We start from the raw sequence: 15,100 nt of genomic DNA, 5'->3' as shown, positions 1-15,100 counted from the left end.
TTTTTGGTTTTTTCCCCGGAGCAGAGGCTCCGGGGTTTTTATTGCTTATTTTTATTGTTTTATGTTAATAAGTTGTTCGCTATTTCGTCGGAAATTTAATAGGGCTGGTTTTCTTTGGTTTTGGATCTTGAAACATTATTGATTCTTGCGGTTTCGGTTCCTCTTTTTGACTATTGGATGTAACGGTTTGCACAGTTTGAGTAAAAGACTTTTGTAGTGCTTGCGCTTCTCTGTTAATCGGATCAAGTTCAATAGCTTTGTCGAGGTTCTGTTTGGCCAAATCAACTTGTCTTTGTTGCATCAAATATTGCGCCCTAAGGACAAATAACTCAGGATTATTATTAATGTTTCGGGCCATATTTAAATAGCGCCCTGCATTATTCCAATCATTTTGTTGCATGGCCATTCTGCATTTTACTTTAACTACTTCGAAATTTCTTTCAGGTAAGCCGCTAAGTAATTTGTTCGCATTTGCATTGTCATTTAGCAAGTGATAGCATTTTGCACTGTAAACTTTGGCGTATAAATCATCTTTTCTATATTCAAGAACCTTATTATACACTTCCAATGCTTTCTTAAAATTCCTATAATTTATTAGAATGTCAGCCATTTGTATGTGTGCCTGATAATAATCCTTTTTCAGCGCAACAGCTTTTTGGAATGCTTTTAATGCTTCGTTTGGTTTGTCGAGGTTTTTTAATGCAATACCTTTTTGAAATTGGCCTTCAGCAAACTCTTCTTTGAGGTCTAATGTGTTGTTTGCTGCAACTAAGGCTTCATCGAATTTTTTTTGAGAATTGTAAACAGTAGCTTTCAAAAGGTATGCGGCAATCTGGTCAGGATTATAAACCAAAGCACTATCTGCATAAATTAAAGCTGAATCTAATTTTCGCTCCCTCATCATTACGTTTGCATAACCTTCCAGTACCTGTTCACTCTTAGGATTTAGTTTTAAGTAGTTTTTAAAGTGTTGTTTAGCTTCCTTAGTTTTTCCTTTCTTTAATGATTCATATCCGTGGAAGTCTTCTTTGCTTAACCGTTTATAAATTGCTGCAACAGGATAACCATCAACGTCAATAGTGTGGATCGTTCCTGCAGGAGGAAATGTACCCTCTAAAAGTTGTTCTCGCCTAATAAAAACATTTGAGTAAATGGCATAATCCCAATCTTCTCTTGATGATTCATAATATCTTGCATAAGTCATTTTTACGTTTGGATAATCATCAAAATAATCAGTATATGACGCGTTTGTTATAACAATTAGTGAGTCACTAAGATCTTCGTTTTCTTTTAACCAATCAGAACTGGCTTTTACCGAATTGTAATAATAATCAAGGTCATAATTCGCATAGCCGCCTTTCATACCTCCTATAAGTTCGTTGAAATATATATACTGGTTAGGATGGTTGGCCACCATGTGTCTTGCGGGAAGGAAAATAAGTATTACTAAACCGATTATAGGTACTAATTTGTATCTGTTTTTGAAAAATCCGATGAGGTTTATCCATCCTTTAGAAGCTACAACCACATAAAAAATTACAACAAAGGTTAAATGACGCATACCTCCATAAATATTCGATTTTTGATAAATAATATAGGCAATTGGGAAGATGCATCCGAATACGAGTAAGATCATAATTGGATTAGGACGATAATTTTTACCAATTGATACAATATAGGCAACAAATCCAACAATAGTAAAAAGAGGCATTCCAATAAGTAGATAAGTTGGTGCATAACTTACAGGAAGGCTTTTTGACATTTTCTGAATACCATTAAAAAGTGTTGTGAGGGACCAGGGGAATTTTGAAAAAGTTACGATCGAATCATATACAGCTGTTAACGGTTCTTCCAGACCCTTTGGCCAAAGAATAAGACTGGAGAAATAACTGAATACAACAATTATTATAAAAGAACCTGCAAACTTGAAAATTTGATTTTTGAATTTAGCCACCTTGTAAAATTCTTTACCTGAAATGACAAATAGGTAATAAGAGCCTGCAAAAAGAAGGAAATATCCATAAAGTAATACTCCCGGTGCCCTGTTACTGATGGTAAATGCAATCCCGATAATAACACCGATAAAATATCGTAATTTAACTTTTGGCCAGAAATCAAAGAAGCGAATGGTATAATAAGTCGCAATTATATACCCCGTGGCAAAAGGTATGTCAGAGAGGTTATTCATGGAGTTTCCAAAATACCTCGGAGTAAGGAACATAAAAAGCAATGCCAGTAAGCCTCCTGCGCCACCTCCAATACGTAGACCCAACAAACCTGCAAAAAGTAGCCCGATAAAACCAATTATAGTATTGGTGTAGTGGCGAACATTCCACACATTCCATTCAGTAACATGGCTAATTATACCGGCAATTACATTAGCTGAAAAACCGTAGTATTCCATGTTTGTTTCTGTATATTCTGCCCATTTTGCATCGCTGCCATCTGTAAAATAACGGATTACACTTTCGGCATGTCGTTTCCCGATTGGTTCATCACCGGTAACTCCATAGTCCTTCACCACTGCCAGCATAATAAAAAGCATTGCAATACTCAGGAGCATAAACAGACTTCTGAACGAGAGATCTTTTTTCAACTGGTTAACCGGAGAAAACAGATCTTTAAAGAATTCACCTGATAAAAGGTATTTAAATGGGAGGGTAAAAGAATTGTGGATTTTTATTTTTCCAATCTCTCTTATGAATTGTTTTGTTTTCAATTCTTCTGTGGCTTCTGTAATCTCATTATTCAGAGGAAGAAACCTGAAAAAATTTAATTGACAATAATATGCTACTGATTTTAGGAAGTTACTATTGTTAAAGAGGTTCTCAATAAATGGAAGGATCGATTCGGTTTGAGCAATTAAGAAAGGAGTATTATAAATTTCTTTATCAATTTTGGTAAACAATGACTCAAAATTCTTCCCGATAAAATTACCCTTTATGGTTTGGGCATAATAGACCTCTTTTGCATTTAGGATGTTTGTAGACAGCAGATATGACGCAAAAGTACCTGAATCTATCCTCGATTCATCAACAATTGCACAATATTTATATTGTCTGATGTTATCGAACTGTTCTTGTCGAAGAGCCTGGTCGATCACAACAAACGCAGTATTATTATTTTCAGCAATTTTGCTGAAATTATTATTGTTCACAATACAAACGATCATGTTTTTCGAATGAGGTTCATTTTTTGTGATCGAATTCTTTTGTTTGGTTTTAGTGGATTTATTGCGCATTACAATTGTAGTTTCAGTATATTTTCAATGTTTGATACAAAGTTAATCAATGACAATATGTAAAAGAAGCTAAAAATAAAGGATTATTTCAAAAATAAATAACTTAGTTTTGTGCAAAACGGAAACTTTATGAAGCTAGTTAGTATAGTCGTTTCAATGTACAACGAAGAAAGTGGGATTGCTTTTTTTTCAAAAAACCTTGTTGCAGAATTGAAAAAATTGGATGAATACAACTTTGAAATACTTTGGGTTAACGATGGTAGTTTAGATCACACACAGCAAAAGATTGAGAAATCATGTGATTCTAATAATCAGAATGTTAAGCACGTGTTTATACAGTTTTCCAGAAATTTTGGTCATGAAGCAGCAATGCTTGCAGGGGTTGACAATGCAAGAGGAGAAGCTGTGATTTGCCTTGACGCTGATGGGCAACACCCCCCTGCAGAAATACGTGATATGCTAAAAGCTTTTGAAAACGGACACGAAATCGTATTGATGCAACGTGTCGACAGAGAGGATCATGGCTTAATCAAAAGTTCATTATCAAGAATGTTTTATACTTTAATAAATAAATTATCTGTTGTTAAGTTTCAAAAAAACGCATCTGACTTTTTTTTAATTTCAGATAATATTGCACAAATACTAAAGCAAGGATTTAGGGATAACAACCGATTTTTAAGAGGATTTATTCAGGAACTCGGATTTAATGTTAGTGTGCTGGAATATAATGCGCCGAAAAGAGAATTCGGAGAAAGTAACTATTCATTTTACAAACTATTAAAATTAGCATTTAATGTAATTTTCGCATTTTCGAATAAACCTTTGCGAATTGTGATTCTTATTTCAATACTGTTTTTTCTATTTACAATTGCCTTTGGGGGGTATTCGCTTGTTCAGTATTTTGTTGCAGATTCGATTCCTTCTGGTTATACCTCGATTATATTTTTCATTTCTCTGTCCTTCTCATTAATGTTTCTTGTACTTACAATACTTTCGATATATTTTGAAAAAACCATAAAGGAGATAAAGAGAAGGCCCATTTATATTGTTCGGGAAATAAAAAGACTCGATTAATATCGTTTACTGGATAGTTCATTGATTTCACATATAAATACCCTTTTTCTATATTAAGAGTTGCTTAACATTCTATTTATTTAAACTCCATCCAAATTAACAAATCAACTAATCCTTTTTGCCCCTAAAACGTTGTACCTTTAGAAAACAAAAAATCAAATTAATAATCTTTAAACAAGAAGTATTATGGCATTTAGTTTACCAAAACTTCCATATGCAAATAATGCATTGGAACCAGTAATAAGTGAAAAAACAATCGAGTTCCACTATGGAAAACACCATCAGGCATACGTGAATAACGTTAACAACCTGATTGCAGGAACTGAGTTTGAAAATGCAAGCCTGGAAGACATTATTAAAAAGGCCGAAGGTGGTATTTTTAATAACGGGGCTCAGGTGTGGAACCACACATTTTATTTTATGCAATTCAGTCCTGATGGATGTAAAGAGCCAAAAGACGAATTGAAAGCTGCTATTGATGCTAAATTTGGTTCGTTCGATGCTTTTAAGGAAGCTTTCTCGAAAGCGGCAGCAACTTTGTTTGGCTCGGGTTGGGCATGGTTGGTTGTTGATGAAAAAGGAGAGTTGGAAATCGTTCAAACCAGTAATGCCGGAAATCCGTTACGCGATGGAAAAAAACCTTTGCTGACTTGTGATGTTTGGGAGCACGCATATTACCTTGATAAACAAAACGCACGTCCTGCGTACGTTGCCGATTTCTGGAACATTGTTGATTGGAAAGTAATTTCAGAACGTTTTGCAGAATAAAAAAATCAGTAGAATATGAGTACCGAAAAAGTATTGGCGGCTATGCAGGCTGCCGGAAAGCCAATGAAGGCCGGAGAGATTGCCGAAGCTGCCGGATTAGATAAAAAAGATGTGGATAAGGCAATGAAAGTGCTGAAGGCCGAAGAAAAAATTGTTTCACCAAAACGTTGCTTTTGGGAACCAAAATAGAGTTAAGCAGTAGGAAGCACGAAGCAAGAAGACCGAAGAAAAATTAATCTCATCTGATTTTATTCTTCGGTCTTCCAACTTCCAGCTTCGAGCTTTCTTACTATTTTTTCCAGAGACTTTCCATCTCTTCTAAAGTTTTTCCTTTTGTTTCGGGTACCATCTTCCAAACAAAGAAGAAAGACAGTAAACTCATTAATCCATAGAATCCATAAGTTACAGCGCCGCTAAATTCCATCATGGCCGGATAGGTTGATGAAATAAAGTAGTTAGCTGCCCACTGCGCCACAACGGCAATTGCAACTGCACGTCCACGAATTTTATTCGGGAAGATTTCAGAAATAAGAACCCAGCAAATTGGTCCCCACGACATCATAAATGATGCAGTATAAATAATAATGAACACCAATGTGCTGGTGCCAATAATTTCAAAAAGAGCTAAACCCGCAATGGCAAACATACCGACTGCCATACCAATTGAACCAACCATCAATAATGGTTTGCGTCCCCATTTGTCAACCGTTAATATGGCTACAACGGTGAAAATAACGTTCACCAAGCCCATTACAATGGTTTGTAACATCGACGCGTCTTTAGCTGCTCCCATACTTTCGAATATACGTGGTGCATAATACAATGCCACATTTATTCCTACAAACTGCTGAAATACAGAAAGCAGAATACCGATAATAATCACCAGTTTTCCGTACGACCATAATTTGCCTGAATGGCTTTCAACCGTAGCTTTAATATCGTTAAGGATTTCTTTAGCCCTGTCTTTACCATTAATTTTTTCAAGAATCACAAGAGCTTCATCATCTTTTTGTTTCAAGGTTAAGTAGCGAGGAGTTTCAGGAACGAAGAACAGCAGAATTCCAAATAACCCGGCCGGGATCGACTCGGATAAGAACATTCTTCTCCAGCCAACTTCATTGATCCAATCCAGTGTTTGACCGTTGGCGATTCCCCAGTTCACAAAGTAAACAACCAACATTCCGAAGATGATGGCAAACTGGTTTATAGAAACCAAACGTCCGCGAATATTCTCAGGAGCAATTTCGCCAATGTACATCGGAACAATTGCTGACGCCATACCTACGCCGATTCCACCAATTATACGATAAACGTTAAACATGTATAACAAACCCATGGTGGCCTGGCCTCTTTCAAAAAACAGAAACTCAGGAAACCCTGATCCGAGTGCTGAGATAAAGAAAAGTAAAGCCGCGATCATCAGCGATTTTCTACGGCCGATTTTTAATGCAAAAATTCCTGATATTCCGCCACCGATAATACAACCAATCAAGGCACTTGAAATGGTTAAGCCATGAATTAATGTGCTTAATCCCTGGCTGTCGATAAGAAATGCCTGCACTGATTTTTCGGCACCCGAAATCACAGCAGTATCGTAACCAAAGAGTAATCCTCCGAGTGTGGCAACAATGGTAATCGAAAAAATATAAAAACTATTGTTCTTCATAGTATTGGTAATGTTAGTGTGGTATGAAGAAGCCCAGTTCAACCTAATTTTTGAACCGGGCTTTCTTTAAATATTTTAAGATAAGTCTTGATCTATCAAATTCAGATATGTGTAATATATATGCATTAAATGAGTATTCAAATCATTCATATTTAGTATATATTCTTCTCACAATAAATCTAATAAAAGATTCAAAACAATCCGGTTTTATTCTAGATGTACATGTTTACAATTGCCTCGTACAACTCTTGCTTACCACTAATTTGTTTTGGTTCGCCGTTTGTTTTAGCATACGCGTAAACATCTTCGAACGAAAGTTTACCTTCTTCAAATTCTTTACCTTTACCTGCGTCAAAAGAAGCATAACGATCGGCAAGCATTTGCTCGTAAGGAGAATCTTCCAAAATAGCAGCTGCAGTTTCCAATGCACGCGCCATAACATCCATTCCACTGATGTGTGCAATAAATAAATCGTCTAAATCAGTTGAGTTACGACGGATTTTTGCATCGAAGTTAGTACCTCCACCTTGAATGCCACCACCTTTAAGAATAACGATCATTGCCTGAGTTAATTCATACAGGTCAATTGGGAACTGGTCGGTGTCCCAACCGTTTTGAACATCGCCACGGTTAGCGTCAATTGCTCCAAGCATACCGGCATCAACAGCACATTGTAATTCGTGTTCGAAAGTGTGACCTGCTAGAGTTGCGTGGTTTACTTCAATATTAATTTTGAAATCGTTTTCCAAACCATATTCTTTCAGGAAGCCCATAACAGTTTCAGTATCTACATCATACTGATGTTTCATTGGCTCCATTGGTTTTGGCTCAATTAAGAAAGTTCCGGTAAAACCTTTTGAACGACCGTAGTCACGCGCCATTTGCAACATAGTTCCAAGGTGTTGTTTTTCACGTTTCATGTTTGTGTTTAACAACGACATGTAACCTTCGCGTCCTCCCCAGAATACATAAGCTTTACCGCCTAATTCAATTGTAGCATCAATCGAATTCTTAATTTGAAGCATTGCACGTGCAGCCGTATCAAAATCAGGGTTTGTGCTGGCACCGTTCATGTAACGTGCATGAGAAAATACGTTAGCAGTTCCCCACATCAATTTAATACCTGTTTCAGCTTGTTTTTCTTTTGCATACTCAACAATTGCTTTCAGATTCGCTTCATATTCTTCAATGCTGTTACCTTCGTCTACCAAGTCAACATCGTGGAAACAGTAGTATTCGATACCCATTTTTGACATGAATTCGAAACCGGCATCCATTTTATTTTTTGCTGCTTCCAAAGCATCAGCTGCACCTACCCATGGATGATCTTGTGTAGGACCACCAAATGGATCGTCACCATCGGCGCACAGGCTGTGCCACCATGCCATTGAGAATTTAAACCACTCGGCCATCGTTTTTCCATAAACTACTTTTTCAGGATTGTAGTAACGGAAAGCCAATGGATTTTTACTGTCTTTTCCTTCGAATTTGATTTTTTCCACTGACGGGAAATAAACTGTTGTACTCATATTGCTTATTTTAAATTATTGTTGTTGAATTGATTTGTTTGAAACTTCGGCGGAATGATTTAGATAAATTTCTCCAATAAATTCTTCCAGTTGCCGTAAGCTTCTTCGTATGCTGCTTTTTTCTTTAAATCTGGTTCAATTGTCTCCAGCTTCGTCAGGCTGCCAAATGCTTCGTTAAACGATTTGTAATAACCTGATCCAACACCGGCTCCGCGTGCTGCACCAACCGATCCATCGGTATTATACAATTCAATGGTAGCTCCTGAAATACCGGCAAGTGTTTCTCTGAAAATAGGGCTGAGGAACATATTCGCTTTTCCTGCACGAATTACCGACGGATTAATTCCGATGTTTTTCATAATTTCCATTCCGTAATTAAACGAGAAAACGATTCCTTCCTGAGCTGCACGTAATAAGTGCCCTTTCTGGTGAATATTAAAGTTGATTCCACTTAGTTGCGAACCGATATTTTTATTGTTTAAAACACGTTCCGCACCGTTTCCGAAGGGTAGGATAGCGACACCATCCGAACCAATGGCAACATTCGAAGCCAGTTCGTTCATCGCTTCATAAGAAAGTTCTTCGGCAACCATTCTTTTCATCCAGGCATTTAAAATACCGGTTCCGTTAATGCACAGCAGAACACCAAGTCGGGGATCTTCCTGCGTATGATTAACGTGTGCAAATGTGTTTACGCGCGATTGCGGATCATATTTAATTTCGTTGCTAACACCATAAACTACACCCGAAGTTCCGGCAGTAGTTGCAATCTCTCCCGGATTCAGTACATTCAGCGACAGCGCATTGTTTGGCTGGTCGCCGGCACGGTAACTCACTGTCGTTTTTGTTGATAGTCCGAGTTCTGTAACAGCTTGCGCACTTACTTTTCCAGATGGTGCAAATGTTGGAACAATTTCAGGAATGATATCGGCCGAAAAACCATAGTTGTCGAACAACAGGGTGGCCAAATCATTTTCTTTGAAATTCCACAAGATTCCCTCAGAAAGTCCGCTGATTGTTGTTTGTGCTTCGCCGGTTAATTTCATGGCAATGTAATCGCCCGGAAGCATAATTTTATGAACCTTAGCAAAAGTCTCCGGCTCATTTTCTTTTACCCATTTTAGTTTCGATGCGGTAAAGTTGCCCGGCGAGTTTAACAGGTTGGTTAAACAACGCTGGCCTCCAATTTCGTTGAAAGCTTTATCGCCATAAACTGCAGCACGGCTGTCGCACCATATAATTGAAGGGCGAAGTACTTGCAAATTCTTGTCAACCATAACCAATCCATGCATTTGATAGGAGATACCTATCGACCCGATACTTTCTTTGTCGACATTCGACGTTGAAAGAACTTCTGCAAGTGCTAATTTCAGGTTTGTCCACCAAAGCTCCGGTTCCTGTTCCGCCCATCCTGCTTTATGTGCAGTAATTTTCATTTCCTGTTTGGGGTAAAACGATGAAGCCACAACATTACCGCTGTTTGCTTCTACCAAAGAAACCTTTACTGAAGAGCTTCCGATGTCGAATCCTAATAAGTGCATGATTACAGTTGTTTTATTCTATTTAGTTTATAATCTGTTCTGTTCTGATATGCTTGCAAAATTAGATGTATTTTAGCTGATCTCAAACTATCAGAAAAGTGTTTTATAACATATTTATAGTGAAGACCTGAGTTTTAATGTGGTTGGTACTTCAAAATTTACGGCTTTACCTTTCAGCACGAATTCGGCTGCTTTTTGACCCATTAGTTCAAAATTGGTTGAAATTACCGTGATTCCTTCCTTTACATATTTTTTCATTGGCGTTTCGTTGTACGAAATCACACCAACATCTTTACCCGGCTCAAACCCTTTTTCGGAACATTGGTCGAGAAAACGTGCCAGGGTTCGGTCGCTTACAAGAAAATACAGATCACCTTTTTGCAGATTAAACTCATCGAAGGTGGAAATTACCTTGTGCTTAATCGTGTGATCGGTACAGAATTGTTCGAAACTGTCGACAACCTCGCGCGGGTGATACGTAAAAGTAGGGTAGAACAACACAAAGTTCTTGTATTTATCTATTGCATTTTTATTTTCCTCGAGGCATTTATACACCGAATCACCAAAATTCTGATAAACGCATGATTTTCCTTCGCCATTAATTTTCCAGTCGATAATTAGTAGTTGTTCCTGCGGCAATTTGTCAATGATGCTCTTAACCTTTTTATGGTTAAAATTCATAACAATATACTTGGTGTATCGGCCAACACTTTCGGTAATGATCTTCTCAAAAAGATCGATGTTGTAATGATGAAAATGCAAATCGACACTAATATTTTTAGGCAGATGATTTAAAATGGAATGATAAAGTACTTCTTTATAAGCCTTAAAAGTATCGATAAACAGAAATATCTTGGTAATTTTTTGGGTTACGAAATAGCCACGATTGGGAACCGATTCAACTACACCACGTTTTTTTAGTTCGGCATAAGCTTTAAAAACGGTGTCTCTCGATAGCTTGCATTCTTTCATAATCTGGTTTACCGAAGGAAGCATTTCGCCCTCTTTCAGCTCGTTTCGGCTGATAGAATCGAGAATGGCGTCTACTAATTGTTGGAATTTTAAAACGTTCGAATTTTTTTCGATCGTGAATTTTAGGTTGCTCATGGTGTTAGTCTAAATTCAGAATTTCTATTCTGTTCTGTTCCACAAAACTATAATAAATATTGAAAAAGAGAACATTGTGTTTATAAGTTATTTGATGTTGACCAACGAATTAACATTTATTAAACGAACTCTGTACAATAGATACAAATGAATCTCGTTTTGTTGAAAAGGGTAGAGTGAGGTTATTTTTTCTAGTGGTTAAGTTTGGTCAGCAATTCTTTTTTAGCCTCACTTTTATCCTTTTTTTCTTTTATTTTTGATTCTTAACTTCAAATAAAAACCATGATTAAAGAGCTAATTACCCGTAACCGAAGTTACCGGCGGTTCGACGAATCTGTAAAAATTTCGACCGAACAATTATTAAAATGGATTGAATTAGCAAGTTTGTCGGCCAGCGGACGTAATGCACAACCCTTAAAATATGCCGTTATTACAAACGAAAATTTATGTTCAAAAATATTTCCTTTTCTGGGGTGGGCTGGTTATTTAAGCAATTGGAAAGGTCCTGCCGAAGGAGAGCGGCCAGTGGCATACATTGCTGTAATTAAAGATCGTAGTATCTCTGAAAATCATTACTGCGACGATGGAATTGCCATGCAAAGTATCTTGCTGGGTGCGGTTGAGGATGGTTTTGGTGGTTGTATGATCGGTTCGGTAAACAAATCGAAAGTGGCGCGATTACTGAAACTTGAAGAGCAACACGAGTTGTTGTGGATAATCGCTCTCGGAAAACCGGCAGAGGAAGTTGTGTTGGAACAGGTGCGAAACAACGATATTAAATACTGGCGCGATGAAGCAGGCGTGCATCATGTACCCAAAAGATCGGTTACAGAGCTTGTTTTGAAAACTGAATAAAAACAAAAAAGGATGGCAATGCCATCCTTTCTAGCGTTTAACTCCTAAAATTAACCCCTTATAAAAAGTGCCTTAATTATATGTTGAGCCATTTTTGGATTCTCTTTTAATCTCCTGGTCGAGTAGTTAAACCATTGTTGCCCAAAAGGAACGTAAACACGCATTTTGTGTCCTCCGTCAACAATTGACTGGCGCAATTCGGGTGTTACTCCGTAAAGCATCTGGAACTCGTACATGTTTTTAGGAATGTTCATTTCCTCAATCAATTTTAATGCTTCCTCTACCAGGTATTTATCGTGGGTGGCAATTCCCGCGTACATTTTGTTCTCAAACATGTATTTCAAATCGGTAAGGTAATGCTCGCGAACTTCGTCGTAACCTTTAAAAGCAAGGTGTTCCGGTTCAACATATATTCCTTTACACAACCTGAAACTGATTGGGTAGTTTTTATTATTTATATCATTTAATGCAATAATATCGCTTTCGGTACGACGTAAATAAGCCTGAAGAACCAATCCAACGTGTTTTGGAAATTCAGTTCGTAAACGACGGAAGATATCAATTTCCATATCTACACATTGCGAATCTTCCATATCGATGCGGATAAAAGAATCTTTCTCGGCAGCAAACTTAACTACCTCGCGCAAATGCGTGTAACATACTTCCTTGTCGATAAGCAATCCGAACATGGTTGGTTTTATAGAGAAATTACCTTTTACATTATCAGCAGTAAAACGTTCGATAACTTCGAGGTATTCATCGCGGTTTTTTTCAGCTTCGGCAAGTGTCGTTATAAATTCACCTAAAATATCGACAGTAACCTCAATCCCTTTTTCATTCAACAGCTTAGAAGCAAGCAGTCCTTCTTCCATTGTTTCGCCGGCAATATATCTTTTCGAGAAAACCCAAACGAGTTTCTTCGGCATAAACGGAAGCATATTTGCAATCAACTTATTCAACATTTTATAATTTAGGTAAATACTATTTTGTGCAGCGTAAAAATAGTATGGGCACCAACTCGATTGCAATGATGTTTATCAGTGAGTGAGTATGATTTTATGCAGGTTTTTTTTAGAACTTATTGATTATTAATTACATCAAAAAAAAGTTAATAAGAGTAGTGCATTTCCGCTAAAAAAGTATCTTTGTCGGGATTTAAAAATTGAACCGAAATGTTTAATAGGAATATGGGTGATAAGATTTACCTGTATTTTAAAAACTGATGAAATTAAAATTTTAAGAAGATGAAAGGAACATCGTTAGTAGTAAGTGTAGTACTTTTTGTTGCAGTAATAGTTTTATATGTTTTACACTTTACAAGTGGCTCAACCGGCAGCACTTCCCAAATTAAAGCTGCAATCGGAGTTTCAGGTGACGGATTAAAAATTGCTTATATCAAAGCTGATTCGGTAATTTTAAACTACAATTTGTCGGCAGATCTACACGATGAATTCGCCAAAAAACAGGAAGCTTATACAACAGAATATGGCACAAAACGTCAGTCGTTTGAAAAAGAAGCAGCTGCTTTCCAGGAGAAATTGCAGCGTGGCGGATTTTTAACTGAACAACGTGCAGTGCAAGAACGCGATCGTTTGTTAGGAAAAGAACAGGAAATTCAGAAACTGGACCAGGAGTTATCGACAAAGTTGGCTGAAATTCAGCAAACGAATAACAATAAAATTCTGGATAATTTGATGGATTACCTGAATGAGTATAACGAAATAGCAGGATACGATTTTATTCTGAACGGATCGAATGTATTGATCGGGCCTGATGCCAATAATATTACTGGAGAAGTTTTAAAGGCACTTAATGAGCAATACGAAAAAGCTAAAGCTGAGTAAACAATAATTACAGATATATTGAAATCCGGGTTAAGGCCCGGATTTTTTTTGCTTTTTATTTTAGCTTTGTTTTATGTTTGCCGATAAATATTTGCAGAAAAACGGGCACCAAATCCTTATAAATAAACTACCGGAACAAAAGCCGGGATTAATAGTTGTTATTCCTTGTTTCAGGGAGCCGGATCTTGTTGCAACTTTAGAATCTTTAAATAAATGCGATTTGCCCGAAGTTGCTGTCGAAGTTATCGTGCTCATTAATCATTCTGAAAAAGCAGAAGAAGCTACGATCCGGGAAAATGAGCAAACCAAAACAGATGCCGATGCCTGGATCGCTAAAAACAAAAAAGAAGGAATTCACTTTTTTGTTGTTGGTCCGGTTCAGCTTAAAAGGAAATGGGCTGGAGCCGGACTGGCTCGAAAACGGGGAATGGATGAAGCAATCAGGCGATTTAATCTTAACGATAGTAAAGATGGAATATTGGTTTCGCTTGATGCCGATACCTTGGTTGCAAAAAACTACTTGGTTGCAATCGAAAAACATTTCCGCGATTTTCCGAAACATGTTGGAGCGACAGTGGCTTTCGAGCATCAAAAGCAACAATTAAGCGGAAAACACCTTGAGGGCATTGAGCTTTACGAACTTTACCTTAATTATTATAAAAGAGCTTTACACTATTCCGGTTATCCGTATTCGATGTTTACCATTGGCTCGGCATTTGCGGTAACGGCCGAAGCATATGTAAAACGCGGAGGAATGAATCGTCGGCAAGCGGGCGAAGATTTCTATTTCCTGCAAAACCTGGTGCAGTTGGGAACGGTTGGCGAAATAACAACAACCAAAGTTCATCCTTCGGCACGCTTATCAAACAGGGTGCCTTTTGGTACAGGCCCGATTTTACAAAAATGGATGAAGGGAGAGGAAGATTTGCAGCTCACTTATAATTTTAAAGCCTTTAAAGATTTAGAGCAGTTTTTTGCAAAAAAGGATCAGCTTTTTAAAACTCAGCCAAACGAATATTCCGAGTTTGTAAATACTTTAAATGAGCCGATAAAACAATTCCTTCTATTGGATAATTTCAGTGTCGATCTTGATGATTTAAATAATAATTGCTCGCGTTTAGAAAGTTTCCGGCTACGTTTTTTTCAGAAATTCAATGCTTTCCGAATTCTTAAATTTCTGAATTTTGCCCACGAAAATTATTACCAAAAAGCTGACTTACGAAAACAGGTAGAACTGTTAGATCAGGAACAATAAACCATACGCCAGAACTACCATTCCAATTGATTTGACCCTAGTAAAATTCGTAAAAAGAAGATTAATTGAATATTAACATAGGATATGTGGTTAAGTGTCTGTTCTGTAGTTAAATATAGGTGTTGTTTGTAAAACATAGGAATTATATCCGCTTTGAACTTTGATTTTTTGACAAACTTTGTACATTTGCTGAAACGTTAATGTTTAACTAAAAAATTCA

The 15,100-nt window shown here is 37.2% G+C and carries 12 protein-coding genes; 6 read left to right on the top strand and 6 right to left on the bottom strand.

Annotated elements, in window-relative coordinates:
• Positions 1-79 precede the first annotated feature (79 nt).
• Entirely contained in the window at positions 80-2,908 is a 2,829-nt protein-coding gene (locus SLH46_RS15000; RefSeq protein WP_320282024.1) for a tetratricopeptide repeat protein, read from the bottom strand.
• Positions 2,909-3,370: 462 nt separating this feature from the next.
• Here SLH46_RS15000 and SLH46_RS14995 point away from each other — a divergent pair, with 462 nt between their 5' ends.
• The 3 genes from SLH46_RS14995 to SLH46_RS14985 all read left to right on the top strand — a co-directional run bounded on the left by SLH46_RS14995 (position 3,371) and on the right by SLH46_RS14985 (position 5,272).
• The gene (locus SLH46_RS14995) at positions 3,371-4,315 is read left to right on the top strand and encodes a glycosyltransferase family 2 protein (protein ID WP_320282023.1); all 945 of its coding nucleotides are present in this window, start codon (positions 3,371-3,373) and stop codon (positions 4,313-4,315) included.
• A 186-nt stretch (positions 4,316-4,501) separates the two neighbouring features.
• Complete coding sequence (locus tag SLH46_RS14990; RefSeq protein ID WP_320282022.1) at positions 4,502-5,083, top strand: superoxide dismutase; 582 nt, start codon at positions 4,502-4,504, stop codon at positions 5,081-5,083.
• 15 nt (positions 5,084-5,098) lie between these two features.
• Positions 5,099-5,272 (top strand): hypothetical protein, encoded by a 174-nt coding sequence (locus SLH46_RS14985; protein ID WP_320282021.1) that lies wholly within the window; start codon positions 5,099-5,101, stop codon positions 5,270-5,272.
• Positions 5,273-5,372: 100 nt separating this feature from the next.
• On the opposite strand, the gene xylE is transcribed toward SLH46_RS14985, so the two are convergent.
• The 4 genes from xylE to SLH46_RS14965 form a co-directional block, all read right to left on the bottom strand.
• On the bottom strand, positions 5,373-6,749 hold the full coding sequence (gene xylE / locus SLH46_RS14980; RefSeq protein ID WP_320282020.1) for a D-xylose transporter XylE: 1,377 nt from the start codon (positions 6,747-6,749) through the stop codon (positions 5,373-5,375).
• A 212-nt stretch (positions 6,750-6,961) separates the two neighbouring features.
• The gene (gene xylA, locus SLH46_RS14975; RefSeq protein WP_320282019.1) at positions 6,962-8,278 is read right to left on the bottom strand and encodes a xylose isomerase; all 1,317 of its coding nucleotides are present in this window, start codon (positions 8,276-8,278) and stop codon (positions 6,962-6,964) included.
• A 59-nt stretch (positions 8,279-8,337) separates the two neighbouring features.
• Positions 8,338-9,819 (bottom strand): xylulokinase, encoded by a 1,482-nt coding sequence (locus tag SLH46_RS14970; RefSeq protein WP_320282018.1) that lies wholly within the window; start codon positions 9,817-9,819, stop codon positions 8,338-8,340.
• Positions 9,820-9,933: 114 nt separating this feature from the next.
• Positions 9,934-10,926 (bottom strand): GntR family transcriptional regulator, encoded by a 993-nt coding sequence (locus SLH46_RS14965; RefSeq protein ID WP_320282017.1) that lies wholly within the window; start codon positions 10,924-10,926, stop codon positions 9,934-9,936.
• Between the two features lie 282 nt (positions 10,927-11,208).
• Between SLH46_RS14965 and SLH46_RS14960 the strand changes: the two genes are divergently transcribed.
• Positions 11,209-11,781, top strand: coding sequence for a nitroreductase family protein (locus SLH46_RS14960; RefSeq protein ID WP_320282016.1), 573 nt, complete (start codon positions 11,209-11,211; stop codon positions 11,779-11,781).
• Positions 11,782-11,831: 50 nt separating this feature from the next.
• Here the strand turns inward: SLH46_RS14960 and SLH46_RS14955 are convergent, their stop codons facing one another.
• Complete coding sequence (locus tag SLH46_RS14955; protein WP_320282015.1) at positions 11,832-12,707, bottom strand: proline dehydrogenase family protein; 876 nt, start codon at positions 12,705-12,707, stop codon at positions 11,832-11,834.
• 318 nt (positions 12,708-13,025) lie between these two features.
• On the opposite strand from SLH46_RS14955, the gene SLH46_RS14950 reads away from it, so the two are divergent.
• Both SLH46_RS14950 and SLH46_RS14945 read left to right on the top strand, forming a co-directional pair.
• On the top strand, positions 13,026-13,625 hold the full coding sequence (locus SLH46_RS14950; RefSeq protein ID WP_320282014.1) for an OmpH family outer membrane protein: 600 nt from the start codon (positions 13,026-13,028) through the stop codon (positions 13,623-13,625).
• A gap of 73 nt (positions 13,626-13,698) precedes the next feature.
• On the top strand, positions 13,699-14,880 hold the full coding sequence (locus SLH46_RS14945) for a glycosyltransferase (protein WP_320282013.1): 1,182 nt from the start codon (positions 13,699-13,701) through the stop codon (positions 14,878-14,880).
• Positions 14,881-15,100 lie beyond the last annotated feature (220 nt).

The organism is Draconibacterium sp. IB214405 (assembly GCF_033963885.1).
GTDB lineage: Bacteria > Bacteroidota > Bacteroidia > Bacteroidales > Prolixibacteraceae > Draconibacterium.
This window is presented reverse-complemented; position numbering and strand designations above follow the sequence as displayed.